At 37.5% G+C, this 17,626-nt stretch carries 16 protein-coding genes; 6 read left to right on the top strand and 10 right to left on the bottom strand.

Translation table 11 applies throughout. The features are described 5' to 3' along the window. Positions 1-588 precede the first annotated feature (588 nt). On the top strand, positions 589-978 hold the full coding sequence (locus IPI65_11445; GenBank protein MBK7442126.1) for a GxxExxY protein: 390 nt from the start codon (positions 589-591) through the stop codon (positions 976-978). Between the two features lie 392 nt (positions 979-1,370). Here IPI65_11445 and hutH read toward each other — a convergent pair whose 3' ends face one another. After that, complete coding sequence (gene hutH, locus IPI65_11440; GenBank protein ID MBK7442125.1) at positions 1,371-2,849, bottom strand: histidine ammonia-lyase; 1,479 nt, start codon at positions 2,847-2,849, stop codon at positions 1,371-1,373. A 42-nt stretch (positions 2,850-2,891) separates the two neighbouring features. On the opposite strand from hutH, the gene IPI65_11435 reads away from it, so the two are divergent. Both IPI65_11435 and IPI65_11430 read left to right on the top strand, forming a co-directional pair. Beyond that, positions 2,892-3,800, top strand: a complete 909-nt coding sequence (locus tag IPI65_11435) for an ATP-binding cassette domain-containing protein (GenBank protein ID MBK7442124.1) — start codon at positions 2,892-2,894, stop codon at positions 3,798-3,800. Then, positions 3,793-5,085 carry an ABC transporter permease gene (locus tag IPI65_11430; GenBank protein ID MBK7442123.1) on the top strand — a complete coding sequence of 431 codons (1,293 nt, stop codon included), beginning with the start codon at positions 3,793-3,795 and terminating at the stop codon, positions 5,083-5,085. Before IPI65_11435 ends, IPI65_11430 begins: the two co-directional genes overlap by 8 nt. A gap of 2 nt (positions 5,086-5,087) precedes the next feature. Here the strand turns inward: IPI65_11430 and rodA are convergent, their stop codons facing one another. The 8 genes from rodA to IPI65_11390 all read right to left on the bottom strand — a co-directional run bounded on the left by rodA (position 5,088) and on the right by IPI65_11390 (position 14,909). Next, a complete protein-coding gene (gene rodA, locus IPI65_11425; protein ID MBK7442122.1) occupies positions 5,088-6,497 on the bottom strand; it encodes a rod shape-determining protein RodA in 1,410 nt (469 codons plus the stop codon). 16 nt (positions 6,498-6,513) lie between these two features. Further along, positions 6,514-8,382, bottom strand: a complete 1,869-nt coding sequence (mrdA, locus tag IPI65_11420) for a penicillin-binding protein 2 (GenBank protein ID MBK7442121.1) — start codon at positions 8,380-8,382, stop codon at positions 6,514-6,516. A 157-nt stretch (positions 8,383-8,539) separates the two neighbouring features. Then, positions 8,540-9,061, bottom strand: a complete 522-nt coding sequence (locus tag IPI65_11415) for a rod shape-determining protein MreD (protein ID MBK7442120.1) — start codon at positions 9,059-9,061, stop codon at positions 8,540-8,542. Further along, complete coding sequence (gene mreC / locus IPI65_11410; protein ID MBK7442119.1) at positions 9,048-9,881, bottom strand: rod shape-determining protein MreC; 834 nt, start codon at positions 9,879-9,881, stop codon at positions 9,048-9,050. Before mreC ends, IPI65_11415 begins: the two co-directional genes overlap by 14 nt. A gap of 15 nt (positions 9,882-9,896) precedes the next feature. Further along, positions 9,897-10,922, bottom strand: a complete 1,026-nt coding sequence (locus tag IPI65_11405) for a rod shape-determining protein (GenBank protein MBK7442118.1) — start codon at positions 10,920-10,922, stop codon at positions 9,897-9,899. A 308-nt stretch (positions 10,923-11,230) separates the two neighbouring features. Further along, positions 11,231-12,766 carry a bifunctional phosphoribosylaminoimidazolecarboxamide formyltransferase/IMP cyclohydrolase gene (purH, locus tag IPI65_11400; GenBank protein ID MBK7442117.1) on the bottom strand — a complete coding sequence of 512 codons (1,536 nt, stop codon included), beginning with the start codon at positions 12,764-12,766 and terminating at the stop codon, positions 11,231-11,233. A gap of 87 nt (positions 12,767-12,853) precedes the next feature. Next, a complete protein-coding gene (locus tag IPI65_11395) occupies positions 12,854-13,447 on the bottom strand; it encodes a phosphoribosylglycinamide formyltransferase (protein ID MBK7442116.1) in 594 nt (197 codons plus the stop codon). Continuing rightward, positions 13,431-14,909, bottom strand: coding sequence for a hypothetical protein (locus tag IPI65_11390; GenBank protein MBK7442115.1), 1,479 nt, complete (start codon positions 14,907-14,909; stop codon positions 13,431-13,433). The genes IPI65_11395 and IPI65_11390 overlap by 17 nt, the downstream gene beginning before the upstream one ends. Positions 14,910-14,966: 57 nt before the next feature. Between IPI65_11390 and IPI65_11385 the strand changes: the two genes are divergently transcribed. Genes IPI65_11385 through IPI65_11375 form a run of 3 tightly spaced genes read left to right on the top strand, consistent with a single transcriptional unit; the run spans position 14,967 to position 17,118 of the window. Further along, positions 14,967-15,548 carry an N-acetyltransferase gene (locus IPI65_11385; GenBank protein MBK7442114.1) on the top strand — a complete coding sequence of 194 codons (582 nt, stop codon included), beginning with the start codon at positions 14,967-14,969 and terminating at the stop codon, positions 15,546-15,548. 9 nt (positions 15,549-15,557) lie between these two features. After that, positions 15,558-16,586, top strand: a complete 1,029-nt coding sequence (locus IPI65_11380; protein MBK7442113.1) for a Gfo/Idh/MocA family oxidoreductase — start codon at positions 15,558-15,560, stop codon at positions 16,584-16,586. A gap of 10 nt (positions 16,587-16,596) precedes the next feature. Further along, a complete protein-coding gene (locus IPI65_11375; protein MBK7442112.1) occupies positions 16,597-17,118 on the top strand; it encodes a UpxY family transcription antiterminator in 522 nt (173 codons plus the stop codon). On the opposite strand, the gene IPI65_11370 is transcribed toward IPI65_11375, so the two are convergent. Then, complete coding sequence (locus tag IPI65_11370; protein ID MBK7442111.1) at positions 17,115-17,591, bottom strand: LEA type 2 family protein; 477 nt, start codon at positions 17,589-17,591, stop codon at positions 17,115-17,117. The two genes, IPI65_11375 and IPI65_11370, sit on opposite strands and share 4 nt — an antisense overlap. Positions 17,592-17,626 lie beyond the last annotated feature (35 nt).

The following is a 17,626-nucleotide window of genomic DNA, read 5'->3' as shown; positions in this document are numbered from 1 at the left end:
GCGCGCGGTTATTTTTTTGTGGATGCGTGTTTCTCGCTAAGGACGCTAAGGGCAAAGGCGGTGTTGGTGGGTGGTGGTTATCGCTAAGCACGCAAAGGGCAAAGGACGCGAAGGTTTTTCGGGAAGGTTGTTTGTAGGCTTTGTGGTTGGATGTTTTGTTTCTCGCTAAGCGCGCGAAGGTGTTTCTTTAAGGTTGTTTGTAGGATGTGTTGTAGGTTGTGTTTATCGCTAAGCACGCAAAGGGCAAAGGGCGCGAAGGTTTTTAGGGATAGAATTGTTGTATGGATGATGTTTGGTTGGATGTGTTTAAAGCGAAGAGTTCGAAGGTGTTTCTTTAAGGTTGTTTGTAGGATGTGTTGTAGATTGTGTTTATCGCTAAGCGCGCAAAGGGCAAAGGGCGCGAAGGTTTATTTGATGTTGCTTGCGCAACTTTTATATTTGATTTTATTTAATTGAATATTTTTTGAAGGGGAAATTCTCTTCCTTTTTTGGTTGCCTAAAAAATTAGCGCGAGCTAAGCGAGTATACGCGGTTAAAATTGTGTAATTTATTTTTTTAGTCACTTATTTTGCCACACAATTTAATGGAATGGAAAAATTAAGTGAAAACGATCTTGCAAAAATTGTTGTACAAATTGCCTATGAAATTCATGTTAAACTAGGGCCGGGTTTATTTGAATCGGTTTATGAAGAAATATTGTTTACGGAACTTACTAAAAGAGGATTGCATGTCGAGCGACAAAAAGCAATTTATATTCAGTGGGATAATAAAACATTAGGCAGCCCGGCATTTCGTGCAGATTTAATTATAAACAATAAATTACTTATCGAAATTAAATCGGTAGATGCATTAGCCGACCTTCATTTTAAACAAACTACAACCTATTTAAAATTAACAGGTATAAAACTCGCTCTATTAATTAATTTTAATACACCCTTAATTAAAACCGGCGTAAGAAGAATAGTTAACCGCCTTTAACAAAATTAATTAACAAATACCAAGTGTATATAGCTAAAAACACATTCAATAAATTTTCCTTAGCCTCATTAGCGAGAAACACAGCATCCAAAAACAATCAACTTAGCGCCCTTTGCCCGTTGCGCGCTTAGCGAGAAACACACCATCCAATTCCACCATCCAATCCATCAAACCACACCATACAAAAAACACACCCTAAGTAAAACAACTTTGCGCCCTTTGCCCTTCGCGTTCTTTGCGCGAAAAAACACGCCTTCAAAAAAACAATTCCGCGCGCAACCCACGTCACCAAAATTACACCTCATCCAAAAAAAAAATTTGCGCCCTTTGCCCTTCGCGTGCTTTGCGCGAAACCAAAAACATTTACCAAACAACTAGCGAGCAAACAAAATTTAATCTACCAGAAACCTTATCGACTTTTCAATATCCTCTGCAAGAAACCTGTCGCTGGTGTTGAAAGATACTATGTCACGATAATCCGCGAAAAACCGCTCTATTGCAACAGATGTTTTTGCAGGTCTACGGAATTCAAATGCCTGAGCAGCAGTGAGCAATTCGATACCCAGAATTTTTTCGAGATTTTCTGCAACTCTTAAACATTTGGTTGCTGCATTTGCGCCCATACTTACATGATCTTCCTGCTCATTGCAGCTTGAAATACTATCTACGCTTGCAGGTGTACACAATTGTTTATTTTGAGAAACGATACTTGCAGCAGTATACTGCGGAATCATTAATCCCGAATTTAATCCCGGATTTGGTGTTAAAAATTCAGGCAATTTTCTGGCGCCGCTTAATAATCGATATACTCTTCTTTCGGAAATATTTCCAATTTCACTTAATGCAATTGTCAGAAAATCTAATGTAAGCGCAAGTGGTTCACCGTGAAAATTTCCTCCACTAACGATTAAATCATCTTCAACAAAAATATTCGGATTATCAGTTACACCATTTATTTCCTTTTCAACAATTGACCTGCAGTAATTTATTGCATCGCGACAAGCGCCGTGTACTTGTGGAATACATCTGAAAGAATATGGATCCTGCACTTGTTCCTTTTCACTAAAAAATGTTTCACTGCCATTTAATAATTCTAAAATTTCTTTTGCAGTTTCAATTTGTCCATCCTGGTTTCTTACACGATGAATTTGCGCACTGAATGGTTCGGCTTTACAATCATATGCCTCTAAAGAAAGCGCCGCAATTTTATTCGATTGTTTAATAATATTATCTGCTTTAATTAAATTATATACTGCATATGAACTCATAAACTGTGTGCCATTTAATAATGCAAGGCCTTCTTTTGATTGCAACTTAAGTGGTGTTAATTTAAAATCTTTCAGCACTTCAACAGTAGGGCGGATTTCTCCGTTGTATTTAACTTTACCTTCACCAATTAATGCAAGGCTCATGTGTGAGAGCGGACATAAATCGCCACTGGCACCTAACGAACCTTGTTCATAAATAACAGGTAAAATATCGAGATTAAAAAAATCTATTAATCGCCAAACGGTTTCAACACTCACACCGGAATTACCATAACTTAAACTTTGTATTTTAAGCAATAATAAAATTCTGCAAATTGTATCCGGAATAATTGGACCTGTTCCACAAGCGTGACTTCTAATCAGGTTATATTGCAATTGTTCCAAATCATTATCAGAAATTTTTACTTTACACAAACTGCCAAAGCCGGTATTTACACCATACACTGCTTTGCCACTATCCCCAATTTTTTTGTCGAGATATGTTCTGCATTTTTGGATTTTTTCTCTAGCAGCATCATCCAGGGCTAATTTCACCTTGTTTTTAATGATTTTGTCAATCAGGGCAATTGTGAGTGGCTGAGCGCCGATATGATAAGTATCCATAACCGATTATTTCTGCGGCAAAATTAAATTTAAATTTGCAACATGAGTGATATCATGACCTTTTCGCAGGTAAGTAAACGGTTTTCTGATGTGCAAGCTTTGCAGCAAGTGAGTTTCAGCATTCCGGAAAACACCATTTTTGGCCTGCTGGGGCCAAATGGCGCAGGAAAAACAACCTTAATTCGCATTATCACTAAAATATTTGCAGCCGACCAGGGTGAGATATTTTTTGATGGTGCTGATATTAAAACACAGCAATATGCCAATATTGGTTATATGCCTGAGGAAAAGGGACTTTACAAAAAAATGCAAGTAGGCGAGCATCTGGTCTATTTAGGACGACTGAAAGGACTTTCAAAAGCAGATGCAAAAGCCAAAACAATCTATTGGTTGGATAAATTGGGTGCAGGAGACTGGTGGAATAAAAAACTTGAAGATTTATCGAAAGGTATGCAGCAGAAAGCACAATTTATCGCTACTGTTTTACATGACCCCAAATTAATTATTCTGGATGAACCATTTTCGGGACTCGACCCCGTTAATGCCGAACTCATTAAAAATGAAATTTATCAGTTACATCAGCAAGGCACCACCATTATTTTTTCAACCCACCGTATGGAGCAGGTTGAGGAAATATGCAAAACGATTGCACTGATTAATAAAGGTCAATTAATTTTAAATGGTGCAGTTAGTGAAATTAAACAGCAGTTTAAAGAAAATAAATATGTAATCAGTTTTGATAAATTGCCTATGCTTGAAACCAGCGATTTATTTGTTGTTGATCGAGTGGAGGATAATACCATCACTGTAAAATTAAACGCAACAACAGCACCAAATGCCATCTTGCAATATTTTATAGGCACCGGTGCTCAAATAACTGCATATTATGAATTGTTACCCTCATTGAATGATATTTTTATCACCCTTGTAAACAAAGCGAATCATGCGTAAAACATTACTTATTATTCAGCGTGAATATATTACGAGAGTAAGAAAAAAATCATTTATCATTTTTACGCTGCTGGGACCTTTGTTTTTTTTACTGATTAGTGTTTTACCTATTCTTATAAGTTCAGCTAATAAAAGCGAACAACATATAACAGTTAAAGACGACAGCGGATTGATATCAGCATTACCTGATACTGCCGGATTGTATTTCAATTTTAAATACAATGATATGCCGCTTGATAAGTTATTACCGATGTATTCAACATTAGACGATGGTTATGATGCATTGTTATACATTCCCAAAATGGAACCGGATGCACCTTATGGCATCGAAATTTACAGTAATGAGCAAATGAGTCTCACCACAAAAATTTATCTGGAATCGATTATTGAAGACCAATTGGAAGCAATAAATTTAAAAAATGAGGCGCTAGATAAAAACATGTTACTCAAATTGCGTCCCAAAGTTAGTATTGACGATAAAGTAACATCAGGTGAAAATCAGGTGGAGGGTGACGCAGCTATTGCAAGTGCATTTGGATTTGGCATGGGCTTTATTATTTATATTGTTTTACTGATTTACGGAACGATGGTAATGCGTGGCGTAATGGAAGAAAAATCGTCGCGGATAATCGAAGTAATAATTTCCAGTGTGAAGCCTTTTCAATTAATGATGGGCAAAATTATGGGTATTGGACTGGTGGGATTGACACAGTTTTTTACCTGGGCCTTTTTAATTACCCTGTTAAATATTTTTGTAGGGATTGCATTTGGCGGACAATTAAGTGAATTACAACAAGCCGGCAATACAGGAGATGGAAACATGCAGGCTGTTGCCGATACGATGGCTAATTTAAATAATTTGCCACTCGGTTATTATTTAACCATGTTTATATTTTATTTTTTAGGCGGTTATTTTATTTATGCTTCACTATTTGCAGCTATTGGTTCACTTGCCGGCGATGAAGATGGTGATGTGCAGATGTTTGCATTTCCGGTTACCATGTTAATTTTAATATCCATCTTCATTATGACCGCTGTAGTGCAGCAACCACATACACCACTTGCATTTTGGGCTTCCATCATTCCTTTTTCATCACCCATAGTGATGCCTGCTTTAATACCATTTGGTGTGCCTGCGTGGCAAATTGCACTTTCACTTACCTTACTGTTTGGCGGATTTATTTTCACTACATTTTTGGCAGGAAGAATTTACCGCACAGCAATTTTAATGTATGGTAAAAAAATAAAAATAAAGGAAGTAATAAAGTGGATGTTGTATAAATAATATTATCGCAGAATCAACAATCTGTCGGCGTCAAGGCGTAACATAATAAACACCAAAATAGAAAATGCCAGAACGGATGAACCGCCATAGGAAATAAATGGGAGTGGAATACCAATTACTGGAATTAAGCCGATGGTCATACCAACATTAATCATAATCTGCAGAAAGAAAAAGCTGGCTACGCAATAGGCATATACTCTTGAAAATGGAGAGCGCTGACGTTCTGCAATAAATATTATGCGTAAAATAAAAAGCAAATAAATTAGCAGAAAAATAAATGTCCCTAAAAATCCAAATTCCTCTCCAATAGTGCAAAAAATAAAATCGGTGCTTTGTTCGGGAACCTGCTCTGACTGTGTAAGTGTACCCTGTAAATAACCTTTACCCGCAACACCTCCCGAACCGATGGTCATTTTACTTTGTGTTACATTATATTCGGCATCGGCATCATCTGAAATTCCTAATAATGTTTCAATTCTTTGCACCTGATAATCTTCCAGCAAATCGGTAGTAATATATTTTACACCGAAAATTACAAATGCGAGTAATGCTACATATAAAAAAACTGGTGTAGCAATTTTAAAATACTTCACCTTCCTCACCATAATAACTGCTGTTACTAATAAAGCAAGTGTACCTAAATAAATAGCAATAAGGTTAAGTGACATTACTTCTGCTCCCAAAAGAAATAACAAAATGGCTGAACAAAAAACAATCAGGAAGGAAACGCCCTTTACTTTTTCTTTTCTTACCATTTTTAAGGAGGTGAAAATAACATAAGCCATCATTGCAATAGATAATACAATTGCAACCGGGTCACCCCCAAAAATTAAAGAAAACACAAAACACAATCCGATAAATAACACAAACAATACTTCATACACCGGAAAACCTTCCCGATAAATTACAAATACCAAACTTCCGTACACCATTGCCGATCCTACATCATGTTGCAGAACAATAATGCCCATCGGTATTCCTAAAATTAAATAGGCAATTAATTTATTTTTAAATGAGCGAGCCTGACCGGTAATCATACTTAAATACTTTGCAAGCATGAGTGCGGTGGTAGTTTTTCCGAATTCAGCAGGTTGAAACTGGAATGAACCAACCTGAAGCCAACTTCTTGCACCATTAATATCTACAGCTACTACAAAAGTAATTACCAAAATACCTAAGGTAATAGCATAAAGTATTATGGCAAATTTTGTAAAAAAAGTACTATCAAATGTGAGAATACTAAACCCGACAATCAACGAAATAAACATCCAAACCATTTGTCGGCCATGTGTTTGAGAGAAATTAAAGAAGCGGCTGGTATCCGAATCGTAACTCACAGCAAAAACAGTAAATAAACCAATTACCAATAATGCAAAATACAGTCCGAGTGCGAACTGATCAACATTTTGCATAATGGATTTTTTTCTCTCATTCTTTTTTAGGTAATACTGCTGCCTGAACAGGTTGTTGTTCTTGTTTATTTTTATTGCTGTCGACCGGTAAATTCTGAATTGGTTGAACGGGAGGTAAATCCAGAGGCGTATCAATCAACACAGCTTTCATCATTCTTTCTTCAAGTGCTTTTCTTTTTTCGCTGATTTTTCCGTTCACGTATTTTTCTACCACCAAACTTGCAATTGGTGCAGCATAACTGGCACCCCAACCCGCATTTTCAACAATAATGGCAACTGCAATCTGCGGATTTTTTTCCGGAGCAAAACAACTAAACCAACTGTGACTTTTTCCGTGTGGATTTTCAGCAGTTCCTGTTTTACCACACACCTGAATTGAATCTACCTGTGCTATTCTTGCCGTACCAAAATTTACTGCGCCGGCCATACCGTGTTGCACATAAGGAAAAATACTATCTGCAATTCCAGTTTCGCGACGCACCAAAAATTTTGCTAAAACAGTATCCGCATCATCAGCATATTTTAATACGTGAGGCGTATAAAAATAGCCGCCGTTGGCAATAATTGCCATTGAATTTGCCGATTGCAGCGGTGTAACGATAAGTTTATCTTGCCCTATTCCTAAAGTAACACAATTTGAAGCCTTCCATCGACCTTTGCCGTATACTTTATCATAATCTTCAGGATCCGGCACATTACCATTTCTTTCGTTTGGTAAATCCACCCCTGTTCTGGTACCAATTCCCCACATGCCTAAATGGTCTTTAAAATCCTGCATGCCTTCTACGGGTGTATCATGCGCCTCCATAAAATATTTAAATGCATAACAGAAATATGCATTGCAGGAATGTCCAATACCCAATTCTACATTTGATGCATAAGGGTGGTTGTGACAATCCACTTTGTGGCCAGACATAACATATCCGCCCGGACAATTGTAACCCTGATCGGCAGTAAGAGAGCCAATATCCATTCCGATTGCCGCCATAACCGGTTTAAATGTGGACCCCGGAGGGTAATAACCGCTTAAAGCACGATTATTTAATGGATTTTCTTTATTTAAGGCAAGTTTTGCAAAGTTTTTTGTTCTGGCACTACCAACCAGCATATTAGGGTCATAGGAAGGTGTGCTCACCAAGGCTAAAATTTCGCCTGTTGAAGGTTCGATTGCTACAAGCGCGCCGCGTTTATTCGCCAATAATTGTTCGGCGTACTGTTGTAATTCAATATCAATAGTTAGCGTTAAATTTTTACCGGCAATTGGGGCAACATCTTCTTCACCATTATTTAATGGTCCTACTTCCCTGCCAAAACGGTCGATTACAACATTGCGATACCCTTTTTGGCCACGCAATAAATATTCATAACTTTTTTCAACGCCACTTTTACCAATCATATCGGCATTGCGGTAATAGCCGTTCGATTTTTTAATATCATTTGAATCTACCTCTGCAACGTATCCTAATAAATGCGCGGCACAGGGATAAGTATATTTTCTTACGGGACTGATGGCAGGATAAAACCCTTTAAATTCATATAAATATTCTTCAATGCGACCAAAGTCTTCTGCTGAAATTTGCGACATAAATACACTTTCCTTCACTCTTGAATTTAGGAAAATGGCATCTTTCATTTTTCGGATAAAATAGGCTTTATCTATTCCCAAAATTTCGCAAAACCGCGCTGTATCTATAACGCCAACTTGAGCCGGCACCACCATTAACTTATAACTCGGCTCATTATAAACAATCAGTTTGCCATTGCGGTCCAGAATCTGACCACGATCGGGGTCAACCTGTTGTTTACGCAATCCGCGGTCATCGGCAATTTGTTTATAGGTATCATCAATTACCTGCAAATAAAATAAGCGAATAAAAAAAATCACAAAAATGCCAATGATCACTCCCTGAATGACCCTATTACGAGATTGTGAATTATCTATTACTGCCATTTGATTGCCTGAAAAAAAACTGAAGAAAATATATTACAAAGTTCGAAAATGTTTTAACAAATAGTAACCTAATCGAAGGAATTAATTTTAATTAACGATTAGCCTTCCGCTTTGCAAATAAAAATGCAAATATCACAATCAACAAAGTTGACACTAAAGTACTCAATACTATTTTTAAAAATAAAAATCCTAAATCATTCAACACAAAAATTTGCAATAAATAATAAATGGTGTGATGAATAAAAATTACGGTAAGTGTAAATAAAGCGAACCACACCACACCAAGTTGTGAAATAGAAGGATTACTTACATTTTCATAGCCGGTAATAGGTGTATATGCCTTAATGAGCCATGGTCGTGCATAGGCAATAAATACGCAGGCTGCAGCGTGCATACCGGCTGTATTATTAAACATATCGATAGTGATACCAACGGCAAAGGCCAAGGGCAGCATAATCCATTTTGGCGTTTCAAATGGCAATAAAATGAGAAACATCGGATATACATAAGGATGTATATACACACTTACATTGAGCTTGTTGAGCACAAGTACCTGAAACAGAATCAAAAAGATCAGTCCCACAAACCTTAATATCCAATTAATTGCCTGCATCTATAACTGAGTTTTCCAATGTTTCCTTTTCTGTCCACATTGGGTCAACCACTACGTAAACAAATTTTAATGAACTAAAACTGGTCGCCAGCTTTACATCTAATGTATAATAATTACTGCCCGGTTTTTTACCGAACTCCTCTATTGTTCCAACCATTATTCCCGGAGGAAATATTTTAGATGTTGCTGCTGTTTCAATTGTATCTCCTTTTTCGAGTTTACCCGGTTCAGAAACTTCAATCACATTAATATGGGTGGGCGATTTTCCTTCCCAGGCAACACGCCCTAACACGTTATTACCCTTAATTATAACAGGAGCACCAAACTGACTATGCAACACGCTCATCACTACACTATAATTGGGAGAAACTTTCACAACCTTACCAACTATACCACTTGAAGTGATAACACCGCGATTTATTTCAATACCATCGAGGCTGCCTTTATTGAGGGTGATGTAATTATTAGGCTCCGTAAATGAATTTCCAATTACCTCAGCAGGAATATAGGTAAACAGCGGCTTCCCACTGGTGTCACGGTTAAGTGAAGCACTGGTATCGGGTAAATCATCTAAAAATAATTGTTGACGCAGTAAAGCATTTTCTTTCATCAAACTATCGTTCACTTCACGCAGTGCGAAATAATCCTGAAAATTGCCATAGGTATTTAACACATTTCCTGTTGCTGAATTTGCTGAATTAATAAATAGGGTATTGTGGAAACTATTATAGGTAAAAACGAAGTACAGCGAAATGAATTCTAAAAGCAGGAAAAGAAATACTGCGTAATGTCGTATGATGAATAAAAAGAAACTGCGCATTATTCATCCATAAAATTAACTCATGAGTAAAGCTGCATATTGTTCGCGATTTTTCAATGCGATACCGGTTCCACGCACAACGGCTTTCAGCGGGTCATCAGCCACATGCACCATTAATTTGGTTTTTTGACTAATACGTTTGTCGAGACCACGCAATAAGGCGCCGCCGCCTGTCAGGTAAATACCGTTGCGTTGAATATCACTGGCTAATTCGGGAGGCGTTGTTTCCAGCGCTTTAAGAATAGCTTCTTCTATTTTAGAGATAGATTTGTCTAAAGAATGGGCGATTTCAGAATAAGTAACTACTAACTGCTTTGGTATACCAGTCATTAAATCGCGACCACTTACCTGATAATCTTCCGGTGCTTCATCCAACTCGGTTAAAGCTGAACCAACGTTGATTTTAATTGCCTCTGCTGTACGTTCACCAATGAGCAGATTGTGCTGACGGCGCATATAATCTACAATATCAGCCGTAAATTCATCTCCGGCAACACGAATAGACTGGTCACAAACAATACCGGATAAGGCAACAACGGCAATTTCAGTGGTTCCACCGCCAATATCAATAATCATGTTACCTACAGGTTCCTGAACATCTAAACCAATACCTAGAGCAGCTGCCATTGGTTCGTGTATAAGATAAGCTTCGCGGGCACCGGCCTGTTCAGCACTGTCTCTAACCGCTCTTTTTTCAACTTCAGTAATACCGGATGGTATACAGATAACCATTACCAATGATGGTTTAAACAACTTGTTTTTAGGGAAAATCATGCTGATCATACCGCGAATCATGGATTCAGCAGCCTGGAAGTCAGCAATAACGCCATCTCGCAGCGGTCTGATGGTTTTGATATTTTCGTGGGTTTTTTCGTGCATTTGCATAGCACGTTTGCCAACTGCAATTACCTTTTCGGTTTTGCGGTCAATAGCTACGATTGAAGGTTCATCAACCATAACTTTATCATGTGCAATGATAAGCGTGTTTGCCGTACCAAGATCAATTGCTATTTCCTGAGTTAGAAAGTTAAAAATACCCATCGTTGTTTATAGATTATACCTAAAGGTGCAAAATTAAAGTTTGTTAAGGATATGCGCGGGAAAAACTAATAAATTGTTATACAAACTTCAATATTTTTTTTCAATACTAAAAATACTGAGTGCATTATTTTTAAAATATTTTTTTTCATCATTGCTTATCAAATTTATTTAAGCAATAACCATGAAACAGTTGTATACAATAACTCATTAATTGAGCTTATTATTTCAAATGTATGTAACTGAATTTTATGCTAAAAAAAAGCCGGTAAACATATCTGCTTACCGGCAATTATTTATTATGAATTTTATCAATGTTTAAAGTGTCGTGTGCCACTTAAAACCATAGCCATTCCGTTGGCATTACAATAGTCGATTGAGTCTTTATCGCGTATACTTCCACCCGGCTGAATAACGGCTGTAATGCCCGCCTCATAAGCAATTTGCACACAATCAGGGAATGGGAAAAACGCCTCGCTGGCCATCACTGAACCGGCAACATCAAACCCAAATGCCCTTGCTTTTGCTATGGCCTGATTTAATGCATCAACCCTTGAAGTTTGTCCTGTTCCACATCCAATTAGCTGACCATTTTTTACCAGCGCAATACCATTCGATTTCAAATGTTTAACAGCTATTTCTGCAAACAATAAGTCCTGTAATTGAATTTCTGTTGGTCGAACTTCAGTTACATATTTGAGTTCATGTATCGCTGTCGACTTATTATTGCGGTCCTGAACTAATACGCCGTTTAACATGCTCTTATATTGTTGAGCAGGAAAATCGAACATTTTTTGTTGTAATAAAATTCTGTTCTTCTTAGTTTGCAAAACAGTAAGTGCATCTCTTTCAAAGTCAGGTGCTATTAATACTTCAAAAAACAGTTCATTTATTTTGTAAGCTGTAGCTAAATCTATTTTTTGATTGCAGATGAGAACACCACCAAAAGCCGAAACCGGATCAGCCGCCAAAGCCTTATCCCAAGCCTCTTCTGTACTTTTTGATGTTGCTAAACCACAAGCATTGGTATGTTTAATTATTGCAAATGTGCTTAATCCCGCTTTGGCAGTGGCCTGAAATTCTTCAATCAGATAAACACAGCTTTCAATGTCTACAAGATTGTTATATGAAATATCTTTACCATGTAATTTTTCAAATACATCATGCAGTTTACCATAAAAAGCTGCACTTTGATGTGGGTTTTCTCCATAACGCATCGGAATTTTTGGTGAATAATTGATACCAAAATTTTCGTTGTGGTTGAACCAGGTATAAATAGCATTGTCATACCCCGACGTAATTTCAAAGGCACGTTTTGCAAAATATTTTCGTTGACCATATGTTGTTTCACCATTTTTTTCATTCAACATTTCTAGCAATGGTGCATATTCATCTTTTGAAGCAACAATGGTTACATCTTTACAATTTTTTGCTGCTGCACGAATTAACGACACGCCACCAATATCAATTTTTTCAATGATATCTGCCTCAACATCAGTGTTGCGTACTGTTTCTTCAAATGGATATAAATCAACTATAACGAGGTCAATTTCCGGAATTTCGTATTGGGCCAATTGGGCCATATCTTCCTTCAATTCACGACGAGCCAAGATGCCGCCAAACACTTTAGGGTGTAGGGTTTTAACCCTTCCGCCCAATATACTCGGATAGCTGGTTAAATCTTCAACAGCAACAACCGGAACACCCAGTTTTTCGATAAATTCACGCGTACCACCTGTTGAGTAAATTGTCACACCCAAGGCATTCAATTTATGAATAACAGGATCGAGCTGATCTTTGTAAAATACTGAAATAAGGGCTGATTTAATCTTAACAGGCAGGTGCATAAGGTAATTTTTAATTCTGCCGCAAAGTTACCCTTCCGGCATCAATAGTTATCAGTGAATTCGGAAAGTAATAAGGTATATTAGGTATTATGCTTTACTTAACAACAGTTTTTCCACGAAACCGGGTAAATAGGCATATTCTAATTCCCTTACTTTTTGTTCAATGGTTGCCGGAGTATCATTTTCTGTAATATCGATACTCACCTGAAATAAGATACGACCCTCATCATAAACTTCATCAACTTCATGCACGGTGATGCCCGTTTCACGCTCACCTGATTGAAAAACTGCCTCATGCACATGTTTGCCGTACATGCCTTTCCCCCCAAAATCAGGCAATAAGGCCGGGTGGGTATTAAAAATTCGATGTCGGTAGGTATTAATCAATAATTGAGGAACCAAAGCCAGATATCCTGCCAGTAAAATAAAGTCAATTTGATATTGTTGTAGCAGCTTCAAACCCTGTTCCGGATGTTTCCATTCGGCATTTGTGATAATTTCAGCATGTACATGATATTTTTTTGCAACGGCCAAAACACCGGCATCACTGCGATTGGTAACAATAAGCGGGATACTTATGTCATCATGGTTTTGAAAATAACGCAAACAGTTTTCCGCATTAGAACCGGCTCCAGAGGCAAAAATGGCTAGGCGTATTTTTTTATCAGAATCCGAATTCATCATTCAACACTTTTTCAAACAACAAATCCATATTCAATAACCCATCTAGTTTATTTAACTCTAATGTTGCAATTACAAAATTAGTATTGCCACTTATATCCGTTTTTTTAGCCATAACGGTTGACACACCGGTCCATGGAGTTAAACTCAATGAAATATTATCTTTTGCGGTTAATGCAGCATTATATAAAGGTGTTGCACCAATTTGAAGATTTATTGGTTTTACGGTTCCAACAATGGCAGTTGACTGCAACCCAGGCCATCCCCCATCAACAGGCAATAATGAGGCTCCGTTATCTAATATTAATGTCGTATCAACAGGATTCACTAATGAAGCAATAGGTGTGAAGTCAAGAAAATTGCTCAATGGGTCAAAAGAGCTGGAAATATAAACGCTCATTAACATCTTGCCCCCTGAATTAAAAAAACTTTCCGTTGTTTTTTGAGCTAGTGAAAACGAGTTATCGGCATTGTTGCTGAACCAGATAATTAAATCGAACAAATCGAACACTTTTGCCTGTGTAATATTATCTGCAGATTGCTGGGTGTAAGCACCTGCGGTTTGGGCAAAAATTTGAATGGTATCAAAAACGGCAATACCATTATTAATGAGCCGTGTAGCATAAAAACTTTCATTCGTGATAGTGGAGTAGCCATTTACCATTAACACATTACTATTTACCTTTTTTACAAAAACAGAATCGGCAGCAACATAGGCGCTTGTGGCTAAACTTTGGTCTACAGCTCTTATGTAGAGCGTATTCCAGGCATTTCCGAGCATCCCGCTTATGGTTTCACCGTTAGGTAAGGTTGCCGCATTTTGGTAAACCTTACAAACCATATTGTCGAGCCCCGGTTCGGTAGCCTCAAATATGGCACTGCTAACGGTTTTGTCTAAAACGTATGGTGTTGCAGTAGTATCGTTAAAACAGAGCTCGTAGCGCAATAGGTTATCGGTTCCATCCGGGTCGCTACCGGTCCAGAAATATTTTAACACCGGAAACGACTTTTGCGGGGTTATTAAACCTGGAACAAACTGAGCGGTCGGTGGCGAATTTTTAACCGGAATTACTAAACGAGCCGGTGTTGGGTCCTTTAGGCCATAATTATCGATAGCACGGATTTGAAAAACAAAATCTGCAGAATCAGCTCCGGCAGGCGGGGCAAGAATAAACGTGCTGTCCTGACGTTCAGTATAGGTCCAAATAGTAGATTCAGTGATTTCAGCGTCAAATGTAAATTCATAGCCAATCACAAACCCATCGGGATCGTCGCTCCACCATTTTAATACAACCTCACTTTCGAGTCGGTCGGGGCCAAAGCGAATAATTGTATCTGTAACCAAATAGGTATCAGGATTCAGGTTGCCGAGTTCAGTGCCCTCAAAACCCTTTTTACAGGAAGCCAGCACAGATAATAGCAGCAAACACAAAACAACAATATCCCTATTAACCTTGATCATCCGGCTGCGAAGATAATGCTTCTGCTTAAACCCTTATCTTTGTCGCGATACCGGAATATGCAACATAACAATTATTTCATACATGAAAGCGCCATTGTGGATGCAGGCGCACAAATCGGGAACAATACCAAAATTTGGCATTTTTCGCATGTAATGAGCGGTAGTATTATTGGGGCAGATTGCATTCTTGGCCAGAATGTATTTATAGCTTCGGGTGTACATCTTGGCAATAAAGTGAAAGTGCAGAATAATGTATCTGTATATACAGGAGTTGTTATTGAAGATGAAGTTTTTCTTGGGCCGAGTATGGTGTTTACAAATGTAATTAATCCGCGCAGCGCAATTGAAAGAAAAAACGAATACAAAAAAACCCTGGTAAAAAAAGGCGCAACAATTGGAGCAAATGCAACAATAATTTGTGGAATTACCATTGGCAATTATGCTTTTATCGGCGCAGGCGCAGTGGTAACAAAAGATGTTGGAGATTATGCTTTACTAACCGGAAATCCTGCACACCAAACAGGATGGATGAGTGAACATGGAACAAAATTATTATTTGATAAAGATGGTTATGCAACTTGCACAACTTCAGGTGACCGTTATCAATTAACAAGCAATATAGTGCGCAAAATAAAATAAGAAAACGGTATGGATAAAATTCATTTTGCTGTTGTAGGATGCGGACATATTGGTAAACGACATGCGGAGATGATTACGCGTAATGCCCAGGCGAAATTAAGTGCGTTGTGTGATATAAAATCATCTGAACAATTAAATATCAGCCATTACGAATCCCTTTTTTATAATTCAATTGATACATTACTGGCATCAGATTTAGCTATTGATGTAGTAAATATTTGTACACCAAACGGATTACATGCTGAACACGCAATTAAAGTGTTGCAACAAAATAAACATGTGGTAATTGAAAAGCCGATGGCCTTGTCGGCAGATGATTGCGATGCCGTAATTAATGAATCAGTTAAACGCGGAAAAAAAATATTTTGTGTAATGCAAAACAGGTTTTCGCCTCCATCTGTTTGGTTAAAAGAAGTTGTTAGCAGCGGAATTTTAGGCAAAACTTTTATGGTGCAAATAAATTGTTTTTGGAACAGAGATGAACGATATTATCATGAAAACACGTGGCATGGTAAACAACAGTTAGATGGCGGCACTTTGTTCACACAATTTTCGCATTTTATTGATACCATGTTGTGGTTATTTGGCGATATTGAAAATATTCGTTCCACATTTGCCGATTTTAATCATCAACAATTAACCGACTTTGAAGATTCCGGAATTGTAGCATTTAATTTTGTTAATGGTGGCATTGGCAGTATCAATTATTCATCTTCGGTTTACAATAAAAATTTTGAAAGCAGTATTCGTATTATTGCCGAAAACGGAACCATCGAAATTGGTGGTCAATATATGAATGAAGTAAAATATTGCGATATAAAAAATTATACTATGCCGGAATTGGCTCCAACCGCGGCGCCTAACAATTACGGCCCGTATATTGGTTCTGCAGCAAATCATCATTTTATTATTGATAATATAATTGATGTATTACAAGATAAAGCCAATATTGCCACAACGGCATATGAAGGCAAATTGGTTGTTGATGTAATTGAACGTATTTGCGCACAGCGCCCGCCTGCATTATTAAAAAAGTAAGCTGCAATTAATGGAACCTACTGCAGATAAAAAAACCAGCTTACCACAATGGCATGTAGCCTACGTAAAATCGCGGAGTGAAAAAAAAGTAAAAGAGCGATTGGATAAAATGCAATTGGAGGCCTTTTTGCCTTTGATGAAAACGGTGCGGCAGTGGAGTGATAGAAAAAAAACGGTTCAAGCGCCTTTGTTTAACGGTTATATTTTTGTTTTTGTGACTCCTGAAAACCTCACAAGAGTGAGAATGGTAGAAGGCGTTGTAAATTTTATTTATCAGGAGAAAAAAATCGCTGTAATACCGCAAAAACAAATTGATGACATTCGCATTTTCTTGGAAACAGGATTACCCGTTGAGGCGCAACAAGATACTTTTTCAAAAGGCGAACAGGTTGTAATTAATTTTGGTCCGCTAAAAGGTTGTACCGGCGAATTAATTGAAATTGAAAACGAAAAACATTTTATTATACGAATAGAAGTAATTAATCAGGTGCTTAAAATATCAGTCCCGAAATCATATCTCGAAAAAGTTTAATTGCCCATTATTTTTTTAATGTCAATTTCATCACCATATTTAAAAGCAAAGGTTCTTCTAAAAAAGATAAACTTTTGTATCGTCATAGTGCCTTCAATACCAACAGGCACTTCACTGCTACTGAAATAAGATTGTAATCCAAGTGCCAGCAATCCGCCCATTTTATCTAGCGAAGTAGTACATTCAACCGGTAAAATAAATTCCGATTTGCCTTTAATACGCACAGGATCGGGGATTCCCGCACTTCCGATTATTTTATCATCTACCAAAACATTAAATTCCATTGCTTTTAATTTCCCGCCGAAAAAATTGGGATTATATAATTTTATATCAACATTCACCTTAGGTTCATCAGTAATATTATTCACTTTAAAATTCGTGAAACCCTGATACTGCATATCTTTTGAAGATACACAAGACGACAAAAATAAGGTGCTGAAAACTGCAAGCAGTAGTGAAAATCTAATTTTCATAATTCTTATATTACAACAAGTATGCCGATTAACTA

Source organism: Bacteroidota bacterium (genome assembly GCA_016706255.1).
Lineage (GTDB): Bacteria > Bacteroidota > Bacteroidia > Chitinophagales > BACL12 > UBA7236.
The sequence above is the reverse complement of the archived record's forward strand: the minus strand, read 5'-3'. Positions and strand labels throughout refer to the sequence as shown.